Here is a 23,623-nt window from a genome sequence, read left to right on the forward strand (position 1 = left end):
ATGTCGGCCGACACGGGAGCCGGGTCGAACCCGGGGGACCTCCTGCGCCGTGCCCGCGAGCGGGTCGAGGCGCTGGCCGACGCTGACGGGGCGTTCGCGGTCGCCTGCGCCGAGACGGGTGTCCGGCCGGCGCCGGTCTCGCGGCTGCGCTTCGGCTCGTTCGCCGACGCCGAGCGTGCCCGGGACGCCGCGGTTGCCTACCGGACGGCGCTGTGTGACCTCGACCCCGACTGCGAGTCGTACGACCTCGCCGTCTGCGAGGAGACGGATTCGGCCGTCGGGTTCGTCAGCGTCCGCGAGACGACGGACGGCCGCCGGGCCAACGGCCTGCCGCGGACCCGCCGGACGGTGACGCTCGCCGGCGACGGCCGTGACGAGTGGCTCCGGGTCGAGAACGCGCCGGTCGTCGACCTCGTCGGGCCGGACGCGTTGCTGGACGACGAGGTGGTCGAACGCCAGCTCCGGACGATGCGGGGGGAGCGATGACCGACGCGGCCGGCGCCGACGACACGCCCGCCACGGACCGCGATGTCGTCGTGGTGGGTGGTGGCCCGGCGGGCACGGCCGCGGCCGTCTTCACCGCGCGCTACGGGTTCGACACGGTCGTCTTCGACCGCGGAACGTCGTCGCTCCGACAGTGTGCGTACCTGGAGAACTACCCCGGGTTCCCCGCGGGTGTCGACATCGACACCACCTACGACCTGTTCCACGACCACATCGAGCGGGTCGGTGCCGACCTCGTGGCCGACCTCGTGACGACGGTCGAGCCCCCGGCCGACGGGGGCGCGTTCCGGGTCGAGACCCAGGACGGCCGCACGGTCCGCGCCCGGTACGTGGTCGCCGCGACGACGTACGACGACGCGTACCTGCTGGACTGCCACGACGACTTCCCCCGGCAGTACGAGGGCGAGGACGAGCCACGGTTCGACCGGGACCACCCCGACGAGTACGGCCGGACCGCGGTCGACGGCCTGTACGTCGCGGGCCCGCTGGCGGGCGTCGAGAGCCAGGTCGCGGTCGCGGTCGGCCACGGCGCCCGCGTCGGCCTCGGCCTCGTCACCGACCACCGGTACGAGGTCGAGGGGCTGTGGGAGGGCCCCGGCGACCACAGGGACTGGGTCGTCGAACAGGGCCGCTGGGTGGGCGAGGAGTGGCTGGAGAACATCACGGAGTACCATCTCGAGGACGTGCCCGACGACCTGGACGACGACGAGGCCCGGCAGCGGGCCCGCGAGGTCGCCGAGACACGACAGGAGTGGCAGATCGAGGCCGACGAGGTCGCCCGGCGACGGGGGCAGGGCCACCGGGCGCTGGCCGCCCACCTCGACACGGACGTGCTGGTGGAGACGGCCGTCGAGCGCGCCGACCCGGAGACCGTGCTCGACGCGCTCCCGGACGACGCCGTGGAGGCGTACACCGCGGACGGTGCGGCAGGTGCCGCGGGGGGCAGTGTGGCGGACGGTGCGGCGGACGGTGCGGCGGATGGTTCGGCGGATGGCGCGTCCCGGTGATTTAGGCCGGGCTAAAAATCGGTGCGTTTTTATTGTTTTAGGCTAGCCTAAATCATATGTCGAGAGGACCGACGCGGCGTGACGTACTGGGTGCAGGTGTGGCGGCCGGCGCGGGCCTGTTCGCCGGTTGCACGGACTCGCTGCCGGCGAGCGACGGGGCGCCGGCCTCGCCGACCGACGGCGACGCCTACACGGTGACGATGCAGCCGATGGGGACGGTCGAGTTCGATGCCGTCCCGGAGCGCTGGGCCGCCTACGACGGCGGTTACGCCGACATGGCCGTCGCGCTCGGGCAGGCCGACGGGCTCACCGGCGTCGGCGGCGCCGACCGCTACTACACCTACGTCTACGACGAGCTTCCGGGCGTCTCCGTCGACCGCGGGACCATCGAGGCGCACCCGGAGGTCCGGACGAAGGAGGAGTTCTACGAGCTCGACAGCGACCTCCACCTGTACGACCCGGGGATGCTCCGCAACTGGTTCGACTGGGACCGGGCCGACGTCGAGGAGGTCCGGGAGAACGTCGCCCCGTTCCTGGGGAACCTCATCTTCCGGCGGTCGGACGAGTGGCACGACTACCGGTACTACACGCTGTACGAGGCGTTCGAGAGGGTGGCGGCGGCATTCGACGAGCGCGAGCGGTTCGAGGCGTTCGCGACGCTCCACGACGAGTTCGTCGCCGGGATCCAGGCGCGGCTGCCGCCGGCCGACGAGCGGCCGAACGTCTTCCTCACGTTCGAGGGCACCGACTCCCCGGAGACGTTCTCGCCGTACCGGCTGAACGACCGGGGTACGAGCAAGAAGCAGTGGCGCGACCTCGGAGTGAGCGACGCGCTCGCGGGGACGGACATCGAGAACCTCAGCACCACCAACCGCGGCGAGCTGGACTACGAGAACCTCGCCGAGATCGACCCGGAGGTCATCCTCGTCCGCGGGCACGAGCGCAAGTCCGCCGCGGAGTTCCGCGACACCGTCCTCGCGTACATGGAGGACCACCCGGTCGGAAGCGAACTGCAGGCGGTCCGGAACGGCCGGGTCTACCGCGGCGGCTACCTCTACCAGGGCCCCATCCACAACCTGTTCCTCACCGAGCGGGCCGCCAAGCAGCTCTATCCGGAGGAGTTCGGCGACGTGACCGGCGACGAGCAACTGTTCGACCGGGACCGGGTCGCGGACATCGTGAACGGGGCGTTCTGAGCATGGACGACGCGCACGATGCCGCCGAGCCGACCGCGGCGGCCGATTCGGGGGACGTGGACACCCACCCGGGAGACGAGGACACCCATCCGGGAGGCGAGGGCGCCGGCCTGGGAGGCGAGGACGCCGACGCGGGACGGATGCGCGCCCGGGCCTGGACCATCGCCGCCAGCTTCAACGAGCCCGCCGACTACGGCATCCCGCCGCTCCCGGAGTGGACCGTCTACCGGGAGTCCGGCGGCGGGATGGCGCTCGGTGCCGAGGAGAGCGACGGCGTGTTCATCGCCGCCGACGACCCGGTACGCGTTCGGAGGTAGCACCGTGGTCCTCGAACTCGCGACACGGCTGGACGCGGCGACCGAGCGGGTCCGCGAGGAGCGCCGCGCGGTGGTCGCAGAGGAGGACGCGCTGGACGCGTTCTCCGAGCGTGTCGAGGATCTGGTGACGGCCGGCGGCAACCGACCGGTGGCCGACGGGGGCGTTCGGACCGGGATGACGGGTGCAGAGTCCTGTCTCGATACAGCCGGGTCCGGTGGCCCGGACGAACGCACGGCGGTCCGCGAGGCGTTCGTCGACCTCGTCGTGCCGGTGGTCCCGGACCACGTCGAGGACGGCTCCCCCGCGACGGTGCTGCGGGACGAACTCGGCCCGGAGGTGGCCGGTGCGCTCGCGGGCGAGGGGCCGCTGACGCCGCCGCTCCGGACGGCCATCCGGGAGTCGGTCGCCGAGCGGCGGCGAGAACTGGACGCGACGGCGGTCGTGCTGGACCGCGAACGCGAGCAGCTGGACGGGGTACACGAGACCGTCACGACGGCCGTCGAGTGGCTCCGCGCGGCCGACGAGACGCCGCTCTCCGCGCTGGGCTTCGACGCGCTCCGGGAGCGCCACGAGCGGCTCGCCCGCCATCGGGAGCGCTGTGACGCCCTCGCCCGCGAGCGCCAGTCGTTCCTGCGTGGGACGACCGGCCGGGACGGCTGCCGCGTGACCCACGAACCCTTCTTCGAGTACCTCTACGGCGAGACCGACAGCCCCGGCTCGGCCCACCCGGTCCTCGCGGTCCTCGCCGAGTTCGCGGCCGTCTGTGCGGACTGCCAGCGAGCGGTCCGTCACCATCTCACCAGCCGGGGGTGAACGGGCCCGGATGCCCCTCCCGGGCGACCGTCGATACCGGGAGAGGACGACCCGCCATCGTTCCGGGGCCGGCGACCGCTACGCTTCCGCGTCGTCGTCCCGGTCGGGTACCTCCAGCTCCGGCGGCACCTCGGCGTCGTAGGGGAGCGTCTCGACGAGCTGGGCCGCGACCTCGTGGTCCATCACCGCGGCCATCTCCATCGCCTTCCCCTCGTGGTCGTCGAGGTCGAGCACGGCCCGGAAGAACCACGAGAGCAGGACGTACGTCTCGTGGAGCTCCGTGGCGCGTGCACGGCCCGCCTCGGTGAGCGCGACGCCCTCGTACGGCTCGTAGTCGACCAGCCCGTCGTCGCCGAGCTTCCGGAACATCTCCGAGGCGGTCGCCGGCGACCGCCCCAGCCGCTCGGCCACCTGCCCCGGCGAGACCGGCGGCTCCCCCTGATGCTCGGCGATGTACAGCGCCAGCACGTACTCGCCGCGTCCGCTCATCCGCTCGCACCCGTCTCGATGGTGGTCGCTCCTCCCGCGACATCGCCGGCATGCCCCGGGGCGGTGGCCGCGTCGATGACTCCCGCACTCGCCATGATTTTCGGCCAGCCTAAAAACACAAAAGGTTTCGGTTCCAGCGCCGCGTTCGCTCTCCACTGTACCGTCGGCCGCCCGTACGGGTGACGAACCGGAACCCTCATCAATGCTTAGGCCACCCTAAACCACAACGAGATGTGTACGGAGGACTCGCATGGCAACTGAGACGCGCGAGGTGTTCGGTCGGGAGGTCGGCTGGCTGGACCGCTCGCTCGCCCTGACCTGCGCCGTCGCGCTGGCCGTCACGGTGCTCGCGGGGCTGGTGCAGGTCCGCTTCGGGGCGTACGACATGACGTTCTGGCAGGTGGTTGGCGCGGTCTTCGACCCGCTGGTGTGGCTCCGCCCGAACGTGCTGGCGTCGTTCGTTCTCGGGGACGGCCTGGCGAGCGCGCTGGGCTTCGATACGTCGTTCGACCTCCCGACCGAGACGCTCATCGTCTGGAACGTCCGGCTGCCCCGCGTCCTCGTCGGCGCGCTCGTCGGCATGAACCTCGCGCTCTCGGGGGCGGTGTTCCAGGCGGTCACGCGCAACGAGCTCGCGAGCCCGTTCATCCTCGGCGTCTCCTCGGGCGCGGGCTTCGCCGTCCTGCTGACGCTGGTCGTCTTCGCCAACTTCGCCGCACTGCTGCCACTGACGGCCGCGCTCGGTGGCACCGTCGCCTTCCTCGTCGTCTACGCCATCGCGTGGCAGGGCGGCACCTCTCCCGTGCGGCTGGTGCTGGCGGGCGTCATCGTCGGCACCGTCCTCAACTCGATGCAGACGGCGCTGTTCTTCTTCGCGTCGGACCTCGGGACCGTGCAGGCGGCCATCGCGTGGACGACGGGCTCGCTCACCGGGGTCGACTGGGAGCAGGTGCGGATGATCCTCCCGCCGACACTGCTGGTCCTGCCCGCGGCCGTGCTGGGTGCGCGCTACCTGAACGTCCTCCTGCTGGGTGAGTCGACCGCGAGCGCACTCGGGATGCGCGTCGAGCGGGCCCGCTTTCTCCTGTCGGCGGTGGCCATCCTCGCCGCCGCCGCATCCGTGGCGGTCGCGGGCATCGTCGGCTTCGTCGGCCTCATCGTCCCCCACATGGTCCGCACCGTCGTCGGGAGCGACTACCGCCGGCTGATGGTCGGCTGTGCGTTCGTCGGCCCGGCGCTGCTGGTGGTGGCGGACCTGGGTGCGCGCCTGGCGTTCCAGTTCACCACCGGCGCACCCATCCAGCTCCCGGTCGGCATCGTCACGGGACTGGTCGGGGGGCCGTACTTCCTCTACCTGATGCGACGGCGCAACGAGCTGGGTGATCTCTGATGAACGGCACACGCACCACCCCCGAGACGGCAGCACCGGACGGCGACCGCGCGGACGACGGGGCCACCACGGACGCGGCGATGGCCACCGACGACGGCGACGCGGCCGCCAGCGAACTCGTCGGCCGCGACCTCGAGATCGGGTATCCCGGTACGGACGAGCCCATCGTCGAGTGCGAGCGCGTCGTCATCCCGGCGGGCGAGGTGACGGCGCTGGTCGGCCCGAACGGGAGCGGGAAGTCGACGCTCCTGAAGGCCCTCGCCGGACAGCTCGAACCCTGGGGCGGCGCCGTCGCCCTCGACGACGAGTCAGTCTACGCGATGGCCGAGAAGGAGCGCGCCCGCCGGGTCGGACTGCTCTCCCAGGAGCGCCAGGAGCCGGGCTCGCTGACCGTCGAGAAGCTCGTCCAGCACGGGCGCTACCCGTACCGGGGGTTCCTCGACGGCGTGAACGATGCCGACCAGCGGGCCGTCGACCGCGCCATCGAGCTGGCGGGGGTCAGCGACCTCCGCGACCGCCCGCTCACGGATCTCTCGGGCGGGCAGAAACAGCTCGCGTGGGTCGCCATGAGTCTCGCCCAGGAGACGGACGTGCTCCTGCTGGACGAGCCGACGACCTTCCTCGACCTGCGCCACCAGCTGAACGTGCTGGAGACGGTCCGGACGCTCAACGCCGACCGCGGCGTCACCGTCGGGGTGGTGCTCCACGACATCGCGCAGGCCGCCCGTTACGCGGACAACCTCATCGCGATGCAGGACGGCGAACTGTACGACTGGGGGCCGCCGGCCGACGTGGTGACCGAGGGGCTACTGGCGGACGTGTTCGGGGTGGACGCGACGGTTCGGGGAGGGCTGGACGGGCCGGAGATCGTTCCCCGCCGGCCGCTGGAGTAGGCGTCGGGGGTCCTGCGTGCCTTCGGTGACGAGGTCGCCGTTTCCGAAGCCCTCGCTTCCCGTTCCCGGAACCGCCCGGCCGACCAGCTACTTCCGGCTCCGCTAGACCCGCACGGCTTATCCCCGCCAACCGATTCTCCACTGGTATGTTCGAGACACGCCCGGACCGCGACGCCGAGGTGGCCCTCCTCGGGCGGTCGAACGTGGGCAAGTCCACGCTGATGCGCGAGATCACGGGGCACAAGTTCGACACCGGCGGGAAGCCGGGGGTCACGCGCGAACCCAACCACTACGACTGGGCCTCGGAGGACTTCGTCGTGACGGACCTCCCGGGCTTCGGGTTCATGGCGGGCGTCGACGAGGGGCGCCGCGAGAACATCAAGACCGACATCGTCCGCTATCTGGAGCAGTACGCCGAGCAGATCCTCGCCGGCGTCGTCGTCCTCGACGGGAAGGCCGCGGTCGACATCATCGACCGCCACTCCGGCCCCGAGGAGATCCCTCACACGGTCGAGCTGTTCTCGTTCCTGCAGGAGCTCGACATCCCCGCGGTGCTGGCGGTCAACAAGATGGACAAGGTCGACGACCGCGACGAGCGCCTCGACGAGATCGCCGACCGGTTCGGGCTCTACCCGCCGTGGCAGCAGTGGGAGGAGGAGGTCATCGCGCCCATCGTCGCGAAACAGGGCCGCATCGAGCCGCTGAACCAGGCCGTCCGCCATCACCTCCACGAGGCGAAGCGGGACGACCTGTTCAAGTTCTTCTAAGGAGCTTTTTTGCGGTTCGGGTCTCCTCGGCTGGCGGCTTCGCCGCCAGCCTGCGGGACCTCTCACCGCAAAAAACGTTCAGAAAAAAGCCGGACCTCGCGGCGAAGCCGCTCGGTCCGGTGAACCGCGCTCGCCTTCGGCTCGCGCGGATGCAATACATCGTATCAGATAACTGCGCTCTCGTTCCCTCGGCACGTTCACCCCGCCAGTCGCGGGTTCGGGACGTTCCCGCGGCTGTTCCGGCTCCCGTTCAGCGCCGCCCGGTACCAGGGCGGGCGCGACACGTCGCCCACCGGCTCGCGGTAGACGACCGAGCGAGTGACCCGGACCGGCTCGCCGCCCCGAAGGCGCCCCTCGTACGACAGGGCGAGCGTCCGGACGACGCCGCGCTCGGTCACGGTCGCCCGGAGCGAGACGTTCCGCGGCTCGCGGACGCCGGTCGCCGCGGCGAACGTCGTGGGGTCACGCAGGCGCTCGCCGACGAGGGTGTACGTCGTCGGGGCTGTGTCGCCGCCGACCGTTCGGTCGGTCACGCGGGTCGACACGCCCGCGAAGACCGTGTAGTGGTCGCGCCAGGGGATCGGCCGGCGGAGCGTGCTGTAGAAGCCGGCGCCGCCGTTGTACGTCCCCGGGCCGAGGTAGCGGTAGCTGCTGGTCCCGCCGCGTTCGAGCCGCTCGAACAGGACCGACTCGTTTGCCCAGACGGTCACCGTGGTCGTGGCGCCGTTGGTGAGGAAGCCGGTGTTGCCGGCGACGGTGATGCGCGAGCGGAAGCGCCCGGGCACCGCGGCGGTGGTCTGGTCGGCGCGGGCGTGGACAGAGCCGTTCCGGTAGCGGACGGTCCAGTTCGAGTGGAAGCGGTAGCGGTCCCCGAGCGTGTCGGCGTGCGCGTTCGCCAGCGCCAGCGGGTCGGTCACCCCGCGGGCCGTGAGTCCGGGTGCGAGCCGCTCGACCGGCGTCGCCGTCTCCGGAACGGCCACCGGCGTCAACGTCTCCGTCCGGTTGCTCGCACCGCCGTCCCCGCCCCCGGGTACCGCGCTGCAGCCCGTGAGGACGAGCAGCCCACAGAGCGCGACGGTCCCGAGTCGATGCATGTCGCGTGGTTCGGACGCACGGAGCATACGGGTTCCGGCGGCCGCCACGAGGGCTACCCAACCGTCCGGCGACGGGACCCACCCGACGATGGGAGGGGAACAGCGAAGTGGGGGAAGCAAGAATTGCCGCCCATGCAGACACTCCTCCTGAACCCCTCGGACGTGCGCGAGAACGCGCAGATGCCGGACGTGATCCGGGCCGTCGAGGAGGCGTTCGGTGCCTACCAGCGGGGCGACACACAGATGCCCGCCAAATCCTACATCGACCTGCCGGAGTACAACGGCGACTTCCGGTCGATGCCGGCGTACATGGACGCCGGCGACTGGGACGCGGCCGGCATCAAGTGGGTCAACGTCCACACCGACAACATCGCGGAGTACGACCTCCCCACGGTGCTGGGGACGATGGTCTACTCGGACCCGCGTAACGCGTTCCCGCTGGCACTGATGGACGGCACGACGCTCACCCGCCTCCGGACGGGCGCGGCTGCCGCCGTCGCCACCGACCACCTCGCCATCGAGGACGCCACCTCGCTCGGCATCGTGGGTGCTGGGGTCCAGTCGTACACGCAACTGGACGGCATCGCCTGCGTCCGCGACATCGAGGAGGTCATCGTCGCGGACGTGCGCGAGGCGGCCGTCGCCGCCTTCGTCGAGCGCTACGAGGACGAGTTCGACGTCCATGGCGGGAGCATCGAGGAGGCCGCGGGCTGTGACGTGCTCTCGACAGTGACCCCCGTCGAGGAGCCCATCGTTCCCCGTGACGCCCTCGGCGACCACACCCACGTCAACGCCATGGGCGCGGACGCCCCGGACAAGCACGAACACGACGACCAGACCCTGCTCGACGCCAAGCTCGTCATCGACGACTACGAGCAGTGTACCCACTCGGGCGAGATAAACGTCCCCTGGGGCGAGGGGCTACTGGGCGACGACGACATCTACGGGGAACTCGGTGAGATCGTCACCGGCGAGAAGGCCGGGCGCGAACCGGGCGACGGCATCACCCTGTTCGACTCCACGGGACTGGCCATCCAGGACGTGGCGACCGCCCACGTCGTCTACGAGCACGCCGACGAGAACGACAACGGCTACCCGTTCGAGCTGGTGGACACGCGGGTTCGATAGGACACCGAAGCCGTACCGGTTACACCCGTGCAAAACGCGGACGCTCTTCTCCGCTCGTGCCGACGGGCGGGCCATGCGCGAGCGCCTCGACCCGGACATCGACCTGACCCGCCGCCAGGCTGTCGGCCTCGCGGGACTGGGGCTCGCCGGCGCACTCGGCGTCGACACCTTCCGTGGCGCCGGCGGCGCCGAGGTGAGTGGTCCCGACGGCAGGCCGGACGCCAGCGACGAGGCTGTCGACGCGTACGCCCGGGGCTGCACCGCCTTCGGCCTCGACCTCCTCTCGGAACTCCCCGACGACGAGCCGAACGCGATGGTGTCACCGCTCGGCCTCTCGAGCGCGCTGGCGATGACGTGGGCCGGCGCGCGCGGCGAGACCGAGCGCCGGATGGCCGAGGGCTGTCACTTCCCGCTCGAGCAGGACCGGCTCCACCCCGCCGTCGGCGCCCTCCAGCACGACCTCGACGGCCGCGGCCGGGGCGTCCAGCACCGGGAGTTCCCGCAGCTGTGGAACGTCAACCGGTTCTCGCTGGGGCTGGCGAACGCGTTCTGGGGACAGACGGGCTACCCCTTCGCCGACGCGTTCCGCGAGACGCTGGCCGAGAACTACGGGGCCGACCTCCGCGAGGTGGACTTCGAGTCGTCGCCGGAGGCCGCCCGCCGGCGCATCAACGACTGGGGGAAGCGCGCCTCCGACGGCCGGGTCGACGAGCTACTGGCACCGGGAACCGTCACGGGGTTCACGAAGTTCGCCCTCACGAACGCCGTCGCGCTGCGCGCGGACTGGCAGCAGCCGTTCGACCCGGATGACACCGAACGCGGGGAGTTCACCCGCCCGGACGGCTCGACCGTCGACGTGCCGCTGATGCATCAGGAGGGGGAGTTCGCCCTCCTGTGGCAACACCCCGACGAGAGCGACGTCGGGCTGGGCTATCGCGTCGCGGAACTCCCGTACGTCGGCGGCGACGTGAGCATGGTGCTCGTCGTTCCCGAGCACGACCGCTCGCTCGCGGAGCTGGAGGCAGCTATCGACGGCGCGTGGCTGCAGTCACGGTTCGACGAGTTCGACGAACGCGACCCCGGGGAGGCGTCGGTGACGATGCCGAAGTTCACGTTCGCGAACGAGTTCGAACTGAACGACCCGTTGAAGCGGCTGGGGATGACGACGGCGTTCGACCCCCAGACTGCCAACTTCGGCGGAATGACCGACCCACCAGGTGCGGCCGACGGTCTCCATCTCAGCCACGTCGTCCAGGACACCTACGTCGCGGTCGACGAGGAGGGGACGGTCGCGGTGGCCATCTCGGCGAGCCTCGGAGACCAGGTGTCGGGCCATCCCTCCATCACCCTCAACCGGCCGTTCCTGTTCTGCATCCGCGACCGGCCGACCGACGCCGTGCTGTTCCTCGGCCGGGTGACGGACCCGAGCGTGAATTCCTGACATTATGCAGATATTTGCTCATTAGAGAACAAACACGCCGGATAATGTACGAAGCATTGTCATTCTATGGTGGCTGTCGAGACTGAATCTCAGCGCCCCTGCGTCCGACGCCGTGCTCGGCCGGAACCGTGCCCGCGCTCGCCCGCCATCAGCTGGTACAGTAGTCGATGGCCTCGCGGACGGCCGACCGCCGGCCGATGAACGTCAGGTGGTCGCCCAGCTCGATGGTGTCGTCGGCCTCGGGGAGTCGGTTGGTCTCGTCGCGACTGATGAGCGCCAGGTGGCACCCCTCGGGCAGCTCCTCACCCAGCGTCGCGACCGTCTTCCCGGCGTGGTCCTCGGAGGTGACCTCGACCTCCTGGACGTCGCCGTCGCGGTCGAGTTCGGTCATCCACTTCGAGATGCCCGGCCGTTCGATGACGTTGTCCATCGACCACGCGACCGACATCGAGGTGGAGATGGCCTCGACGTCCAGGTCCTCGAACGCGTCGAGGTTGGACGGCTCGTTCACGCGGGCGACGACCGTCTCGATGCCGTACGTGTTCTTCGCGAGCTGCCCGATGAGGAGGTTCACGTCGTCGTCCTGGGTCGACGCCGCGACGATGCGGGCGTTCCCGACGCCGGCCCGCTCCAGCACCTCCTGCCGTGTCCCGTCGCCCTTGTGGACGGTGAACCCCCGCCCCCGGAGCTCCTCACAGACCTGCTCGTCCCGCTCGATGAGCACGACCTCCTCGCCGCGCCCCTCGAGCCGCTCCGCGAGTTCGCGACCGACCCGGCCGCCGCCGATGATGATGGCACGCATTGGTATCACGTCGAGCGCCTGCGCGATGTGACGGGCCAGGCCGCCTTCAATCACGACGGTGGCGAAGATGACGAGGAAGACGGTGCCCACGAGCGTCGTCGCCGCCGTCTGGTTGGTGCCCTGGAGCTCCAGTGCGAAGAGGGTCGCGACGCTGGCGGGGATGATTCCCCGCGGGCCCAGCGCGCTGATGAACAGCCGTTCGGGGTTCGTCAGCCGGCCGCCGCCGGTACTGAGCAGCACCCCCAGCGGCCGGACGACGGCCGCGATGACGACGACGGCGACGATTCCCCCGGGCCCCAGCGAGAGCAGGTCCTCCAGCGAGAGCAGCGACGCGAGCGTGATGAACACGAACGCGATGACCAGCAACGAGACGTCGCCCTTGAACTGCTCGACGGTGTCCCGGTAGGGGATGTCCGTGTTGCCGAGGACGAACCCGCCGGTCGCGACCGCCGCGATGCCGGCCTCGGAGGCGCCGAACCGCGCGCCCAGCACCTCCGCGACGCCGTACATCGCCAGCGACGAGACCAGCACCATGAGCCGCGCGTTCTGCGGGGCGTTCTCGACCGCCTGCGTGCCGTGCCGGAGGACGTACCACAGCCCCGCGGCGATGGCCCCGCCGACGGCGATGCCGAGGCCGAACCGGAGCGCGAACTCCCCGACGAGCGCCAGGGGCCCCTGCGACCCGAGGAGGATGTACTCGAAGGTGACGATGGCCAGGATGGCCGCCGTGACGTCGTTGACGACCCCCTCGGTCTCGAGCGTCGAGGCGACGCGCTCGCGGACGGGCACGACGTTCATTATCGGCGTGATGACCGTGGGGCCCGTCGCGATGAGCAGCGACCCGATGAGGAAGGCCACGTCCCACGGCGCGCCCAGCGCGTACCGGACGACGACGGCCGTGCCGACCAGCGAGACGAACGCGCCGAGCGTGACCAGCAGGAGTGTCTCCCGCTGGGCCCCCCTGAGCCGCTCGATCCGCAGGTGGAACGCCCCCTCGAACACGATGATGGCGACGCTCAGCCCGACGATGGCCTGGAGGGTCTCCCCGAAGACCGACGGGGTGATGATGCCGAGTCCCTCCGGCCCGACGAGGACGCCCGCCAGGATGAGGAACACCACGCTCGGCACCCGCAGCCGGTCCGCGAGGACCTGCGAGGCGACGCCCAACCCCATTATCGTCACGACGACGCTGATGAGTTCGATGGCGGCGCTCATCCCCTCCCTCCCCGGGCGGGCGAGCGCCGGACATGTGTCGTGCGTGCCATCATCGGTTGCGAGGGAATCGTCCGACGGTCTCGGATGGGACACCGCTCCGCGTTCGGTCGCTCGGTAGGGGTGTGTGCCTAATCAACATTCGTCTCCGGGGTCCTGCCGACCGGCCGAGGCGGATGTCGGAGCGACCGCGCGGCGACGGACGAGTGACCGACCGTCCGGACCCGTGCACCGTCACTCGATGTGGATGGCCGGGCGGAACGGCACCGCGTCACCGGCCTTGTCGCCGGGGTCATCGGGGTCGGCGCCCTCGTCGAGGACGCGCACGTCGGCGTCGAACTCGCGCTCGTAGAAGCCGACGGCGTCGGCGTACACGTCGGCCTCGTCTGCCGCCTCGAGGATGGCCAGCCGGTCGTCGTCCTGTTCGCGGACGAACTCGACCAGTTCCTGCACCAGCTGGTTCACCTCGTTCCCGCGCTCGCGCAGGTCCGGGTCCGACATGACCTCGGACATCACCGCGCCCACGTCCGGGCCGGTTTCGACCACCTGCTCGAAGACGCTCCGCTTCCAGTCCGCGGCGGTGTAGACGCGCACGACCTCGGGGTCCGTGCCGGTCACGTCCACGATGTCGTTGATGTCGTCGGTGAGCGACTCCACGAGCGACTCCCTGACCTCGACAGTCGGGTCCTCGCGGGCCTCGTCTACGTCGGGCCAGCCGGCGGTCTCGGCCGATTCACCGGCGAGCTCCTCGTGCAGTTCGTTCGTCAGGTACGGCGTGAACGGTGCCAGCAGGCGCAGCCGCTGGCTCAGGACGTGCCGGAGCGTCCAGCGCGCTCCCTCGCGGTCCATGTCCGCGCGGCGGCGGTACCAGCGCAGGTGCTCCTCCATCGCGTAGAAGGCGGCCTGGCTCGCGGTCCGGGTCTCGAAGCCCTCCAGGGCCTCGGTCGCCTCGCGGACGACGCCCTGCAGTTTCGACAGCAGCCACTCGTCGATGGGGCGCAGGTCCGGCTGGTCGTCGGGGGCATCCTGCTCAATGACCTCGGTCGCGCGGTTGTAGAACCGGCGCAGCTGGCCGTGGGCCGACGAGACGGCCTCGTCGCGCCAGTCGTAGTCCTGCCACGGCTCCGCGCTGTTCAGCAGGAAGAACCGGACGGTGTCGGCGCCGTACTCGTCGATGGCCTCGCCCGGCAGGACGACGTGGCCCTTCGAGGAGGACATCTTCTGGCCCTCCAGCAGGCCCATCCCCATGATGGTGATACCCTCCGGCCAGTTGCGCTCGTCGAACAGCTCGGCGTGGTGGTAGAGGTAGAACGTCAGGTGGTTCGAGATGAGGTCGTTCGCGGAGACGCGGTAGTCGACCGGGTACCAGTGGTCCCACTCCTCGCGCAAGGAGAGCGCGCGCTCGTCCGGGTCCTCGACGGCGTCCGCGCCGTAGAACAGCGTGTCGAAGAAGGCCTGGTCCATCTCCTCGGGCGGGATGTCGTCCAGCCGGTGGGCGATGGTGTAGTAGGCCATGTAGATGGTCGAGTCCGACAGGGGCTCGATGACGAAGTCCTCGTCCCACGGCAGGCGCGTGCCCAGCCCGTAGTTCCGGATGCAGGGCCACTCGTTCAGCCAGTCGACGGTGTGGGTGTACTGCTCGCGCGTGTTGTCGGGGATGGCGTCCAGACCCTCGACGAGGCGCTTGGTCTTCGCCTTCCAGTCCTCGTCGTTGTAGCGCAGGAACCAGGTCTCCTGCTTGGCGACCTCGACGGCGCCGCCACAGCGACAGATGACCTCCTCGGTGAACTCCTGCATCGAACCGAACGCGCCCCGGTCCTTGTAGTCCTCGCGGAACCGCTCGCGCACGTCCTCGACGGTCTCGCCGGCGTACTCGCCGTACGCGTCGATCAGCTTGCCCTGGTGGAACTCACGGTTGTACAGCTCCTGGGTGGCCTCCTCCAGCGCGGGGTCGTCCTGACTCTGCACGTCGTACTCCTCGACGGCGTCGCGGGCGGGAATCTCGCCGTACCCCTCGATGGTGAGGATGGGGACCGGCTCGATGGCCCGGACCTCGTCCGGGTCGATGCCGTACTCGGTCATCTCGTCCGCCCGCTCTTTGGCTTCCTGCAGGGCCATGTAGTCGTCCGGCGAGTGCGCCGGGACCGACATGACGACGCCCGTCGCGTTGTCCGTGTCGACGAACGATGCGGGCAGGATGAGTACCTCATCGTCGGTGATGGGGTTGGTGACGCGCTCGCCGACCAGTTCGGCGCCGCCCAGTTCCTCCACGACCTCGACCTCGTGGTCCTGCAGGCGCAGCTTCTCGGCGGCCTGCGCCGAGACGACCCACTCCTCGCCGTCGACCTCGGCGCGGACGTACTCGCCGTCGGGGTCGACGAAGGCGTTGGTGACACCCCGGACCGTCTCCGGGCGCAGGGTCGCCATCGGCAGCACCGTCCCCTCGCTGTCCCGGAATCGCACGAGCGTGTACTCCTGGAACTCGGCCTCCTCACCCTCCAGCAGGTCGTGCGTGGTGACGGGGTTGTTCTCGTTGGTACAGAACTTGACCGGGTGGAGGCCCTTCTCCAGCAGGCCGCGCTCCTTCAGGGTGCGGTACTGCCAGGTGATGAACTTCGAGTAGCGTTCGTCGTTCGTGGTGAACTCACGGCGCCAGTCGACCGAGAGCCCCAGTTGCTGCATCCCCTTCTTGTAGTGCTCCTCGATGAAGTAGCGGGCGAACCCCATCGGCGTCTCCAGGTCCTGCAGCGTGTCCTCGGGGACGTTGTACGTGTCACGCAGGACGCTGAGTTGCTCCTCCTCGCCCTTCTTCAGCCGCTCGACGGCGCCGATGATGGGGGTACCGGTGACGTGCCACGCGATGGGGAAGAGGACGTTGTCGCCCTGCAGTCGCCGGTAGCGGGCGTACACGTCCGGAACCGTGTACGTACGGGCGTGCCCGACGTGCATCCCACCCGACGGGTACGGGTACGGGACGGTGATGAACGTCGCGTCCCCGTCGTCCTCGGGATCGGCCTCGTAGTAGCCCTCCTGGCGCCACCGGTCGCGCCACCGGGCCTCGATACTGGCGGGGTCGTAGCTCATACCCCGAATGCGTACGGCGGGGCCTAAATACCCGTCTCATCGTCGTGAACGTGTGGCAGGGTGGCCGTGGTGACCGGCGAGAACGGCGGAACGTGTCGTCGGTTCAGTAGTACGTGTCCCAGCGGCTCCGGCGGGGCCCCGTCTGCATCCGGTACCAGAGGATCGCGGCGCCGTAGGCGACGGCGAGCGTGGTCGCGACGTGGTAGAACGCCCGGAGCGGCCCCCCGGGGACGGCGACGCCCTGGCTCAGGAGCGTGTTCACGGTCCCGACGAGGATGAGCTCCACGGCCTGCAGGACCACCGGGAGCGTGACCAGCAGCGAGAGGGCGATGAGGCGCCGGCGGTGCATCGTCGACCTGTCGTCCCCGCGGAGCGTCCAGAGCATCCCCACCGGGAACGCGGCGGTCGCGAGCAGCGTCGGCGCACCGCTGCCGACCGTGGACACGAACGGTGCGGCGGCCACGACGGCGCCGACGGTCTCGGTGACGGGCACGCCGGCGGCGTCGAGCAACAGGCCGACGTAGAACGCGGTGACCGCCCAGACCGCGCCGGCCACGATACGAGCCCACACCGCCACGGCCCATAGCCAGGCGGTGTCGATGGCGACCCAGAGTCGGGAACGCTCGGGGACCGTCTCGTCGGCACCGTCCGTACGTCGGTATCGGCTGTCCTGCAGGGCGCGGCGTTCGCTCACGGCCGTACGAACGGGATTTCGTTCCATCACACTGCTGCCGGCTCTACCCGCCGTTTCAAGTACTCGACCGTTCGCCACAGCACGTATCAGCGGCAGCAGATCTCACCGACCGCGGCGGGCACGCCGACCGAACCGCCGTCGGGCGGGACCGGAACCGGTGGGCAACCCGGCTTCGGTCCCGTCGCTCCCCCCGTCGCGCTGGTCGGCGCTGCACTGCTCGCACACCGGGCGGCGTAACGCTCAAGCTCGGGGCGCCGCTCGCCCAGCTCGATGGGCGCGTTCGCTCGTGACGTGGCTGCCCGCCTCCGCGAGCGACTCGCAACGGACCGTCCCTCGCTCGACTGGACCACGGAGTACCACGTCGCCGGGACGCCCGTCGACGTGGTCGGGTCGGGCGAGGACCTGCTCGTCGCGGTCGAACTGGAGTGGCGCCGTGCGGACCCCTCGGACAACGCGGCCAAACTGTTCCGGCACCTCTCGGAGGGGTCCATCGACGCCGACCGCGTGGTCGTGGTCCACCTGTTCACCCGGTACTACGACCTCGCGCGCGGTGGCGTCTCCTCGAAGCGGCAGAACGCCGAGTTCGTCGGGAACGTGGCTTCGGACACCCTCGATGGCCTCTCCTACCACCCGGTCACGGTGGACCTCGACCCACCGAAGCGGGGCGGCGAGCGACCGGACGGCTGGCAGGCCGCGGTCGACGAGGCGGCAGCAACTGTCTCGGAGCTGGCGAACTACTCGCGTTAGCTATCAACCTGCACGGAAATCAGGTTACTCGGCAATTCAGAACAGAAAGTCGGCTTCAGTTCGAGAATCGGTGGTTGGTTACGCCATCAGTTCCGTCGCGTCGTCCAGCACCTCCTGTGCGTGGCCGGCGGGGTCGGCCAGCTCGGGGTCGTACGCCGCGACGACCGCGCCGTCGTTCAGGAGGAAGGTGACGCGGTCGGTGTAGCCCTCGTCCGTGTCGACGCCGAACGCGGCGGCCACCTCGCCCTCGGGGTCGGCCAGCAGTTCGAAGGTGACGCCTTCCTCCTCGGCGAAGTCGGCGTGGCTCTCCACGTCGTCCATCGAGACGCCGTACACCGAGACGCCGGCGTCCTCGAACGCGGGGAGGTGCTCCTCGAAGTCGTTGGCCTCGATGGTGCAGCCGCCCGTGAAGTCCTTGGGGTAGAAGTAGACGACCGTCGGCCCGGAGAAGTCGAGGGTGACGGTGTCGCCGTGCTGGTTGGGTGCGCTGACCTCGGGTGCTGCGTCGCCTGCGTCGAGCATGGCCCCCGCTTCGGTCGGGGATGGGATACCGGTTTGGGTCGGTCCGCTACAGGTCGACGACGCCGTCGTCCATCAGGTCGAGCAGGAGGTCGCGGGCGTGGCCATCCGGGTCGACGCCCTCGTAGACGCACTCGACCTCCCCGTCGACGATGACGAACGTCGTCCGTTTCGCCCGGCCGGTGATGCGGGGGACACCGAACGCCTCGCATACCGCCTCCTCGGGGTCGGCCAGCAGGTCGAACTCGATGCCCTCCTTCTCGGCGAAGTCGGCGTGGCTCCCCACGTCGTCCGTCGAGACGCCGTAGACGGTGACGCCGGCGTCGGCGTAGCTCTCGGCCTCGGTGGTGAACTGCTGGGCCTCGACCGTACAGCCAGGGGTCTCGTCCTCCGGGTAGAAGTAGACGACCGCCACGCCCGCCCACTCGGGGGAGACGGTGTCGCCGTGCTGGTTGGGCGCACTGACGTCCGGTGCCGGGTCGCCCGGTTCGAGCATGCACGGTGGTTCCCCCGCACGCGGCATACGACTGCCGGTCTCGTCCGTCGGTCCGGCTCGCCACGAGCGGACGCGTGCCCGGTTCGTGGCCCGGATTCCGCGGGTCGTCCAGTCCTCCCACTCAGAGTGACCGGGAACCGGACGACCGTCGAGTGACCTCTGGTTATGATATTGTGTAGTTCAATCTGATAGCAGATTTCGAATCTATATGAACACTTCTAGAGCATATTAACACCACTATGCCCAAGCTTTATGCACATCGCTCGATGTTTGTCGAGTGTAATGTCCGCGTCACTGCCCCCATCGGGTCCGTCGGCGAGTTACGCGCCGTGCTACGAGTGCAACGAGGGTACGCTGGTCTGGGACCACGAGGCCCAGGAGAGCCGCTGCTCGGTCTGTAACGAGGGGATCTGACCAGGCTCGGCCCGCGCCTCCATCCAGCCATACCTGCATCGGGCGGGCGTCGCCATGTGCGCCCGTCCGGCCCGCCGGCGCCCTGTCACGCCGGCACCGAAGTCCATGTGGCTGGCGCCCACCGCGCCAGCACGCCGCTGTCCACTCGCCGGCATTCTCCGCCGGCGTTCGTTCCTGTTCGAAAACAGCCGTCCATCCAGCGTCTCCCGGTCCGACCGGGTCGTCGACAGCGCGCTGCACCACGCTGTCGATGGCTGGCGCTGTGAACACCCTTCTGCCGGGGGGCTGTCGTGTCGGGTCCGTTCGTAGAGGCGAATCCTGATTACGTGACCGACCGGGATACGCACCGTAATGGAGGTCAGACTGGAGTCCGAGCCCGGCAACAAGCTGTCGGGATACGAGTTCGATGCCGAACGGGCCGAAATCGTCGATAGCGCGGACACGACGGCGACCACCGTCGGAGAACTGCTGCAGAACCGGTCGGATGTGATCGCGGACCGGGACCGGCTACGTTTCGAGATACGGGAGGTGACGTTCATCGACGTTCACTCCAGCGGGTACAACGAAGAGCCGGAGACCGAAACGCGGCTCGTGGGTGGGAAGACCGAGTTCCTCATCAGAGTGGATAGTTACGCGGGGGAGGACGTACCGAGGTTCTCTCGCGTCTCTACCTCACCGATTCCGATACACTGGGCTGCGGAACGATCGGACGCGAGAACGGCTCCGATATCCAGCCTGGAGTTGGAGCTGCTCGGCGTGCTGAAACCGGACCGCGGGGAGTACCTCCCGATCGAGGAGGTCGTCGCGGACGACCGTCCGGCGAATTCAGGGGGGCAGGCAGGTCGGCAGTGCCCCGATTGTGAGGCCGACCTCACCGACTACAGGGAGATCAGCTTCTGCCCGATGTGCGGCGTTGCGATGCGGTCCGGCGACCCCGATACCGGGCCTCATGACGGGTAGTTGGACGCAGCGAACCGCTGACCACCCCCGACCGGCACGGACGGGTCGTGAGCCGGTCTGCGACGGCGTGACTGCCGGGGTCACCCGTCGAAGCTCTCCTCGAACCCGAAGGTGCCGTCCCGCTGGACGACCTCGCCGTCGAACTCGATGCGCGAGTCCTCGCTCATGTCCACGATCATGTCCTCGTGGACCGTCGACTCGTTGCGCTCGTTGTCCTCGCCGACGGTCTCCTCGTAGCCCCGGCCGATGGCCATGTGGACGGTGTCACCCATCTTCTCGTCGAACAGCATGTTGTAGGTGAACCGGTCGATGTCGCGGTTCATCCCGATACCGAGCTCGCCCAGCCGGCTCGACCCCTCGTCGGTCTCCAGCAGGCTCGTCAGCAGGTCCTCGTTCTTCGTCGCCTCGTGTTCGACGACCTCGCCGTCCTCGAAGACGAGCCGCACGTCCAGCACCTCCCGGCCCTGGATGAGAACCGGCTTGTCGAACAGGACCTCCCCCTCGACGCTGTCGACGACCGGCGCGGTGAACACCTCGCCGCCGGGCATGTTGTTGTCGTCGGCGTCGTTCTTCGCGTGATTGCCGGCGACGGACATCCGGACGTCGGTGGTGTCCCCCGAGACGATACGGACCTCGTCGGCCGGGTCGAGCAACTCGACGAGCTGGGCCTGATGCTCCCTGACGGCGTCCCAGTCCTTGTTGACGGCGTTCCAGACGAACTCCTCGTAGGCCTCGGTGGACATCTCGGCCTTCTGGGCGTAGCCCGTCGAGGGCCACTGCGTGAGCACCCACCGCGAGTCGAGCAACGCCTCCTGGACCGCCATGTTGGCGCGCTTGGCGACGGCGTTCTTTTCCGGCGGCACGTCGCCCGTCTCGTTGAGGTTCTGCTCGCCGCGGATCTGGACGACGGCGTCGGCGGCCTCGTACGCGGCGAGCGCGATCTCGTTCTGCTGGTCGAGCGTCTCCTCGTCGGCGGCGAGCTTGTGCGCTCGACGGGCCCGGGAGCTCCCGAGGGAGTGATGGATGATGCCGCCGCGCTCGCCGACCAGTTCTGCGACCGCGACCACGAGGTCCTCGGCGGTGTGGTGGGCCACGATGACAACCTGGTCGCCGGCCGCTATCTCGGCGCAGTCGTCGACGAGCACCTCGGCGTGTTCCCGGATGCGGGGGTCCATATCCCCATGTAGGGGCCAATCCGCGAAAAATCGCCCGGACACCCCCCCGGCGTCGCACCAGGCGACGCCTCAACCCCGTTCTCGCGGCTCCCGACGGTCGTCGTTCGGGTACCAGGCGCCTCCCGCTGGTCGGCGCCTTTCACTGCTCGCGGGTCGCTACGCTCCCCGCTCGCTACTGCGGTTCCTCGCTCCGCTCGGAACCGCTCACTCCTCGAAGACGAACGTCCCGTCCTCCTGCACGACCTCGCCGTCGACCTCGATGCGCGAGTCCTCGCTCATGTCCACGATCATGTCGACGTGCTGGGCGCTCTGGTTCTGCTCGTTGCCCTCGCCGACGTTGGCCTCGTAGGCGCGGCCGACCGCCATGTGGACGGTGTCGCCCATCTTCTCGTCGAACAGCATGTTGTAGGTGAACCGGTCGATGTCGCGGTTCATCCCGATGCCGAGTTCCCCGAGCCGTCGCGCGCCGGGGTCCGTATCGAGGATGCTCCCCAGGAACGACTCGTTCTTCTCGGCGCTGTAGTCGACGACCTCACCGTCCTCGAAGACGAGCCGGGCCCCGGTGACCTCCTTGCCGCGGCGGTAGACGGGCTTGTCGAACAGGACCTCCCCCTCGACGCTGTCGGGGATGGGGGCGGTGAACACCTCGCCGCCGGGGAGGTTGTTGGAGTTGGTATCGTTGATGGTGATGTTGCCCGCGATGGACATGGTCACGTCCGTCGTGTCGCCGGAGACGATGCGGACCTCCTCGCCAGCGTCGAGGATCTCGACCATCTGCTCCTGGAACTCGCGCTGGGCGTCCCAGTCCTTGTTGATGGCGTCGTAGACGAAGTTCTGGTAGGCCTCCGTGGACATCTCGGCCAGCTGGGCGTTCGCCGGGGTGGGGTGCTGGGTGAGCGTCCAGCGGTCGGTGAGCCGCTCGTTGAGGATGGGGCTGTGGGCGGACTCGTAGTCAGCGTTGAGGTCGTCGTCCACGTCCACCATCTCCGTGACGTTGCCGTGGGCCCGGATGACGACGTGGCAGTCGGCCGCCTCGACGAGCGCCTGCTCGTGGGGCGGCGTCTCGAACGCCATCCCGGACTCCTCGGCGGCACGGAGGTAGTTTCGGATGGCGCGGCCGCTCCGGTTGGTGGTGATGTGGAGCGGGTGTGCGCCACGGTCGCCGGCGACCTCGTAGAGGGCCACGACGAGGTCCTCGGCGGCGGGCTCGGACTTGATGACGAGGTTGTCGCCCTCGGAGAGGTCGATGGCGTCGGCGAGCACCTGTGCGTGCTCTCGGATACGCGGGTCCATGTGCCCGGATTCGAGGGGGCCCGGCATACCGTTTCCGCCACGCTGGACTCGTGCAACAGTCTCCCGTCCACCCGCCGCCCCTATGCCGCTCGACCCGAAACGTGGAGCCATGCCTGCCGCCGACACCGACCACGACGACCCCATCGACTGCCGCTCCGATACGGTCACGCGCCCGAGCGACGCGATGCGAGCGGCCGCCCGCGACGCCGACGTGGGCGACGACGTCTACCGCGAGGACCCCACCGTCAACGAACTCGAAGCTCGTGCCGCCGACCTCGTGGGGATGGCGGCCGCCCTCTACGTCCCGACGGGGACGATGGGCAACCAGGTCGCCGCCCGCACCCACACCGAGCAGGGGCAGGAGGCCCTCGTCGAGCGCGACAGCCACGTCTACCGGTGGGAACTCGGCGGCCTCGCCCAGCACTCGGGCCTGCAGGTCCGCACCGTCGACGGCGGCGACCGCGGCGTCGTCACGCCCGAGGCGGTCCACGCGGGCCACGTCGCGGCCGACGGCCACCGGCCGGGGACGGGGCTGCTGTGCCTGGAGAACACGCACAACGCGAAGGGTGGTACCGCTATCGCCCCCGAGCGCATCGACGCCGCCGCCGATGCCGCGCACTCTCACGACGTGCCCGTCCACCTCGACGGCGCGCGCCTGTTCAACGCCACGGCCGCACTGGACGTGCCGGCCGCGCGCCTCACCCGCGAGGTGGACTCGGTGATGTTCTGCCTCTCGAAGGGGCTGGGCGCCCCCGTCGGCTCGATGCTCGCCGGCGACGCCGAGTTCGTCGAGGCCGCCCGGCGGCATCGCAAGCTGTTCGGTGGCGGGATGCGGCAGGCCGGCATCATCGCGGCGCCCGGCCTTCGCGCGCTGGAGAACCGCGACCGCCTCGCCGAGGACCACCGGAACGCCGAGCGTCTGGCGGACGGGCTGGACGAACTGGACGGGCTCGCCGCACACGACCCGGAGACGAACATCGTGCTGGTGGACACGGAGGACCCGGCCGAGGCGTTCCTCGAGCGGTGTGGGGATGTGGGGGTGCTGGCGGTGCCGTTCGACGACCATCAGGTCCGGTTCTGTACGCACCTGGATGTGAGTCGTGCGGACGTGGAGGCGGTCGTCGAGCGGGTCTCGCAGGTTGTGTGAGTGGGAATATTTCCGTGGGATGACTGCCTCCGAAGCCCTC

23 protein-coding genes are annotated in these 23,623 nt (G+C 69.6%); 14 read left to right on the forward strand and 9 right to left on the reverse strand.

Features of this window, described 5'->3' with window-relative positions; translation table 11 throughout:
- From NL114_RS08750 to NL114_RS08770, 5 genes are read left to right on the forward strand one after another with little or no spacing between them, the layout of a single operon-like run.
- The gene (locus NL114_RS08750) at window positions 1–486 is read left to right on the forward strand and encodes a DUF7552 domain-containing protein (RefSeq protein WP_254824405.1); all 486 of its coding nucleotides are present in this window, start codon (window positions 1–3) and stop codon (window positions 484–486) included.
- Window positions 483–1,511, forward strand: a complete 1,029-nt coding sequence (locus NL114_RS08755) for an FAD-dependent oxidoreductase (protein ID WP_254824406.1) — start codon at window positions 483–485, stop codon at window positions 1,509–1,511. The genes NL114_RS08750 and NL114_RS08755 overlap by 4 nt, the downstream gene beginning before the upstream one ends.
- A 56-nt stretch (window positions 1,512–1,567) precedes the next feature.
- Window positions 1,568–2,707, forward strand: coding sequence for an ABC transporter substrate-binding protein (locus tag NL114_RS08760; protein WP_254824407.1), 1,140 nt, complete (start codon window positions 1,568–1,570; stop codon window positions 2,705–2,707).
- Between the two features lie 2 nt (window positions 2,708–2,709).
- Window positions 2,710–3,024 carry a hypothetical protein gene (locus NL114_RS08765; protein WP_254824408.1) on the forward strand — a complete coding sequence of 105 codons (315 nt, stop codon included), beginning with the start codon at window positions 2,710–2,712 and terminating at the stop codon, window positions 3,022–3,024.
- Window positions 3,025–3,028: 4 nt separating this feature from the next.
- Complete coding sequence (locus NL114_RS08770) at window positions 3,029–3,838, forward strand: DUF7260 family protein (protein WP_254824409.1); 810 nt, start codon at window positions 3,029–3,031, stop codon at window positions 3,836–3,838.
- Between the two features lie 78 nt (window positions 3,839–3,916).
- Here NL114_RS08770 and NL114_RS08775 read toward each other — a convergent pair whose 3' ends face one another.
- On the reverse strand, window positions 3,917–4,327 hold the full coding sequence (locus NL114_RS08775; RefSeq protein WP_254824410.1) for a metal-dependent transcriptional regulator: 411 nt from the start codon (window positions 4,325–4,327) through the stop codon (window positions 3,917–3,919).
- A gap of 250 nt (window positions 4,328–4,577) precedes the next feature.
- Between NL114_RS08775 and NL114_RS08780 the strand changes: the two genes are divergently transcribed.
- From NL114_RS08780 to engB, 3 genes are all read left to right on the forward strand, one after another.
- Window positions 4,578–5,717, forward strand: a complete 1,140-nt coding sequence (locus NL114_RS08780) for a FecCD family ABC transporter permease (protein WP_254824411.1) — start codon at window positions 4,578–4,580, stop codon at window positions 5,715–5,717.
- Window positions 5,714–6,610 (forward strand): ABC transporter ATP-binding protein, encoded by an 897-nt coding sequence (locus tag NL114_RS08785; RefSeq protein ID WP_434084115.1) that lies wholly within the window; start codon window positions 5,714–5,716, stop codon window positions 6,608–6,610. The genes NL114_RS08780 and NL114_RS08785 overlap by 4 nt, the downstream gene beginning before the upstream one ends.
- 146 nt (window positions 6,611–6,756) lie before the next feature.
- Window positions 6,757–7,377, forward strand: coding sequence for a GTP-binding protein EngB (gene engB / locus NL114_RS08790; RefSeq protein ID WP_254824412.1), 621 nt, complete (start codon window positions 6,757–6,759; stop codon window positions 7,375–7,377).
- 197 nt (window positions 7,378–7,574) lie between these two features.
- Here the strand turns inward: engB and NL114_RS08795 are convergent, their stop codons facing one another.
- Window positions 7,575–8,471: a hypothetical protein gene (locus NL114_RS08795; protein WP_254824413.1), complete on the reverse strand. Its 897-nt coding sequence runs from the start codon at window positions 8,469–8,471 to the stop codon at window positions 7,575–7,577.
- A gap of 132 nt (window positions 8,472–8,603) precedes the next feature.
- On the opposite strand from NL114_RS08795, the gene NL114_RS08800 reads away from it, so the two are divergent.
- Both NL114_RS08800 and NL114_RS08805 read left to right on the forward strand, forming a co-directional pair.
- On the forward strand, window positions 8,604–9,599 hold the full coding sequence (locus NL114_RS08800; RefSeq protein WP_254824414.1) for an ornithine cyclodeaminase family protein: 996 nt from the start codon (window positions 8,604–8,606) through the stop codon (window positions 9,597–9,599).
- A 73-nt stretch (window positions 9,600–9,672) separates the two neighbouring features.
- Entirely contained in the window at window positions 9,673–11,040 is a 1,368-nt protein-coding gene (locus NL114_RS08805; protein WP_254824415.1) for a serpin family protein, read from the forward strand.
- Between the two features lie 148 nt (window positions 11,041–11,188).
- Here NL114_RS08805 and NL114_RS08810 read toward each other — a convergent pair whose 3' ends face one another.
- From NL114_RS08810 to NL114_RS08820, 3 genes are all read right to left on the reverse strand, one after another.
- Window positions 11,189–13,057 (reverse strand): cation:proton antiporter domain-containing protein, encoded by a 1,869-nt coding sequence (locus tag NL114_RS08810; RefSeq protein WP_254824416.1) that lies wholly within the window; start codon window positions 13,055–13,057, stop codon window positions 11,189–11,191.
- 231 nt (window positions 13,058–13,288) lie between these two features.
- The gene (gene leuS, locus NL114_RS08815) at window positions 13,289–16,138 is read right to left on the reverse strand and encodes a leucine--tRNA ligase (RefSeq protein WP_254824417.1); all 2,850 of its coding nucleotides are present in this window, start codon (window positions 16,136–16,138) and stop codon (window positions 13,289–13,291) included.
- A 103-nt stretch (window positions 16,139–16,241) separates the two neighbouring features.
- On the reverse strand, window positions 16,242–16,832 hold the full coding sequence (locus NL114_RS08820) for a hypothetical protein (RefSeq protein WP_254824418.1): 591 nt from the start codon (window positions 16,830–16,832) through the stop codon (window positions 16,242–16,244).
- A gap of 270 nt (window positions 16,833–17,102) precedes the next feature.
- On the opposite strand from NL114_RS08820, the gene NL114_RS08825 reads away from it, so the two are divergent.
- Window positions 17,103–17,579, forward strand: a complete 477-nt coding sequence (locus tag NL114_RS08825; protein WP_254824419.1) for a hypothetical protein — start codon at window positions 17,103–17,105, stop codon at window positions 17,577–17,579.
- Between the two features lie 78 nt (window positions 17,580–17,657).
- On the opposite strand, the gene NL114_RS08830 is transcribed toward NL114_RS08825, so the two are convergent.
- Together NL114_RS08830 and NL114_RS08835 are read right to left on the reverse strand one after the other, a co-directional pair.
- Window positions 17,658–18,101: a peroxiredoxin gene (locus tag NL114_RS08830; RefSeq protein WP_254824420.1), complete on the reverse strand. Its 444-nt coding sequence runs from the start codon at window positions 18,099–18,101 to the stop codon at window positions 17,658–17,660.
- Between the two features lie 46 nt (window positions 18,102–18,147).
- On the reverse strand, window positions 18,148–18,594 hold the full coding sequence (locus tag NL114_RS08835) for a peroxiredoxin (protein ID WP_254824421.1): 447 nt from the start codon (window positions 18,592–18,594) through the stop codon (window positions 18,148–18,150).
- Between the two features lie 282 nt (window positions 18,595–18,876).
- On the opposite strand from NL114_RS08835, the gene NL114_RS21625 reads away from it, so the two are divergent.
- On the forward strand, window positions 18,877–19,008 hold the full coding sequence (locus NL114_RS21625; protein ID WP_286668312.1) for a hypothetical protein: 132 nt from the start codon (window positions 18,877–18,879) through the stop codon (window positions 19,006–19,008).
- A gap of 351 nt (window positions 19,009–19,359) precedes the next feature.
- The gene (locus NL114_RS08840) at window positions 19,360–19,968 is read left to right on the forward strand and encodes a hypothetical protein (protein WP_254824422.1); all 609 of its coding nucleotides are present in this window, start codon (window positions 19,360–19,362) and stop codon (window positions 19,966–19,968) included.
- An 80-nt stretch (window positions 19,969–20,048) separates the two neighbouring features.
- On the opposite strand, the gene NL114_RS08845 is transcribed toward NL114_RS08840, so the two are convergent.
- Together NL114_RS08845 and NL114_RS08850 are read right to left on the reverse strand one after the other, a co-directional pair.
- Window positions 20,049–21,143 (reverse strand): aminopeptidase, encoded by a 1,095-nt coding sequence (locus NL114_RS08845; protein ID WP_254824423.1) that lies wholly within the window; start codon window positions 21,141–21,143, stop codon window positions 20,049–20,051.
- Between the two features lie 204 nt (window positions 21,144–21,347).
- On the reverse strand, window positions 21,348–22,436 hold the full coding sequence (locus NL114_RS08850; RefSeq protein WP_254824424.1) for an aminopeptidase: 1,089 nt from the start codon (window positions 22,434–22,436) through the stop codon (window positions 21,348–21,350).
- Window positions 22,437–22,545: 109 nt separating this feature from the next.
- Between NL114_RS08850 and NL114_RS08855 the strand changes: the two genes are divergently transcribed.
- Window positions 22,546–23,583 (forward strand): threonine aldolase family protein, encoded by a 1,038-nt coding sequence (locus NL114_RS08855; protein ID WP_254824425.1) that lies wholly within the window; start codon window positions 22,546–22,548, stop codon window positions 23,581–23,583.
- Window positions 23,584–23,623 lie beyond the last annotated feature (40 nt).

Source organism: Haloglomus halophilum (assembly GCF_024298885.1).
Classification (GTDB): domain Archaea; phylum Halobacteriota; class Halobacteria; order Halobacteriales; family Haloarculaceae; genus Haloglomus; species Haloglomus halophilum.

What these genes read in the sequence shown, in the direction of transcription:
- engB (WP_254824412.1), top strand. Translation starts at nt 6,757, where the DNA reads ATGTTCGAGACACGCCCGGACCGCGACGCCGAGGTGGCCCTCCTCGGG.
- NL114_RS08845 (WP_254824423.1), bottom strand. Translation starts at nt 21,143, where the DNA reads ATGGACCCCCGCATCCGGGAACACGCCGAGGTGCTCGTCGACGACTGC.
- NL114_RS08765 (WP_254824408.1), top strand. Translation starts at nt 2,710, where the DNA reads ATGGACGACGCGCACGATGCCGCCGAGCCGACCGCGGCGGCCGATTCG.
- NL114_RS08855 (WP_254824425.1), top strand. Translation starts at nt 22,546, where the DNA reads ATGCCTGCCGCCGACACCGACCACGACGACCCCATCGACTGCCGCTCC.
- NL114_RS08805 (WP_254824415.1), top strand. Translation starts at nt 9,673, where the DNA reads ATGCGCGAGCGCCTCGACCCGGACATCGACCTGACCCGCCGCCAGGCT.
- NL114_RS08780 (WP_254824411.1), top strand. Translation starts at nt 4,578, where the DNA reads ATGGCAACTGAGACGCGCGAGGTGTTCGGTCGGGAGGTCGGCTGGCTG.
- NL114_RS08755 (WP_254824406.1), top strand. Translation starts at nt 483, where the DNA reads ATGACCGACGCGGCCGGCGCCGACGACACGCCCGCCACGGACCGCGAT.
- NL114_RS08840 (WP_254824422.1), top strand. Translation starts at nt 19,360, where the DNA reads ATGGAGGTCAGACTGGAGTCCGAGCCCGGCAACAAGCTGTCGGGATAC.
- NL114_RS08795 (WP_254824413.1), bottom strand. Translation starts at nt 8,471, where the DNA reads ATGCATCGACTCGGGACCGTCGCGCTCTGTGGGCTGCTCGTCCTCACG.
- NL114_RS21625 (WP_286668312.1), top strand. Translation starts at nt 18,877, where the DNA reads ATGTCCGCGTCACTGCCCCCATCGGGTCCGTCGGCGAGTTACGCGCCG.
- NL114_RS08760 (WP_254824407.1), top strand. Translation starts at nt 1,568, where the DNA reads ATGTCGAGAGGACCGACGCGGCGTGACGTACTGGGTGCAGGTGTGGCG.
- NL114_RS08830 (WP_254824420.1), bottom strand. Translation starts at nt 18,101, where the DNA reads ATGCTCGACGCAGGCGACGCAGCACCCGAGGTCAGCGCACCCAACCAG.
- NL114_RS08835 (WP_254824421.1), bottom strand. Translation starts at nt 18,594, where the DNA reads ATGCTCGAACCGGGCGACCCGGCACCGGACGTCAGTGCGCCCAACCAG.
- NL114_RS08800 (WP_254824414.1), top strand. Translation starts at nt 8,604, where the DNA reads ATGCAGACACTCCTCCTGAACCCCTCGGACGTGCGCGAGAACGCGCAG.
- NL114_RS08825 (WP_254824419.1), top strand. Translation starts at nt 17,103, where the DNA reads ATGGGCGCGTTCGCTCGTGACGTGGCTGCCCGCCTCCGCGAGCGACTC.
- NL114_RS08810 (WP_254824416.1), bottom strand. Translation starts at nt 13,057, where the DNA reads ATGAGCGCCGCCATCGAACTCATCAGCGTCGTCGTGACGATAATGGGG.
- NL114_RS08750 (WP_254824405.1), top strand. Translation starts at nt 1, where the DNA reads ATGTCGGCCGACACGGGAGCCGGGTCGAACCCGGGGGACCTCCTGCGC.
- leuS (WP_254824417.1), bottom strand. Translation starts at nt 16,138, where the DNA reads ATGAGCTACGACCCCGCCAGTATCGAGGCCCGGTGGCGCGACCGGTGG.
- NL114_RS08775 (WP_254824410.1), bottom strand. Translation starts at nt 4,327, where the DNA reads ATGAGCGGACGCGGCGAGTACGTGCTGGCGCTGTACATCGCCGAGCAT.
- NL114_RS08850 (WP_254824424.1), bottom strand. Translation starts at nt 22,436, where the DNA reads ATGGACCCGCGTATCCGAGAGCACGCACAGGTGCTCGCCGACGCCATC.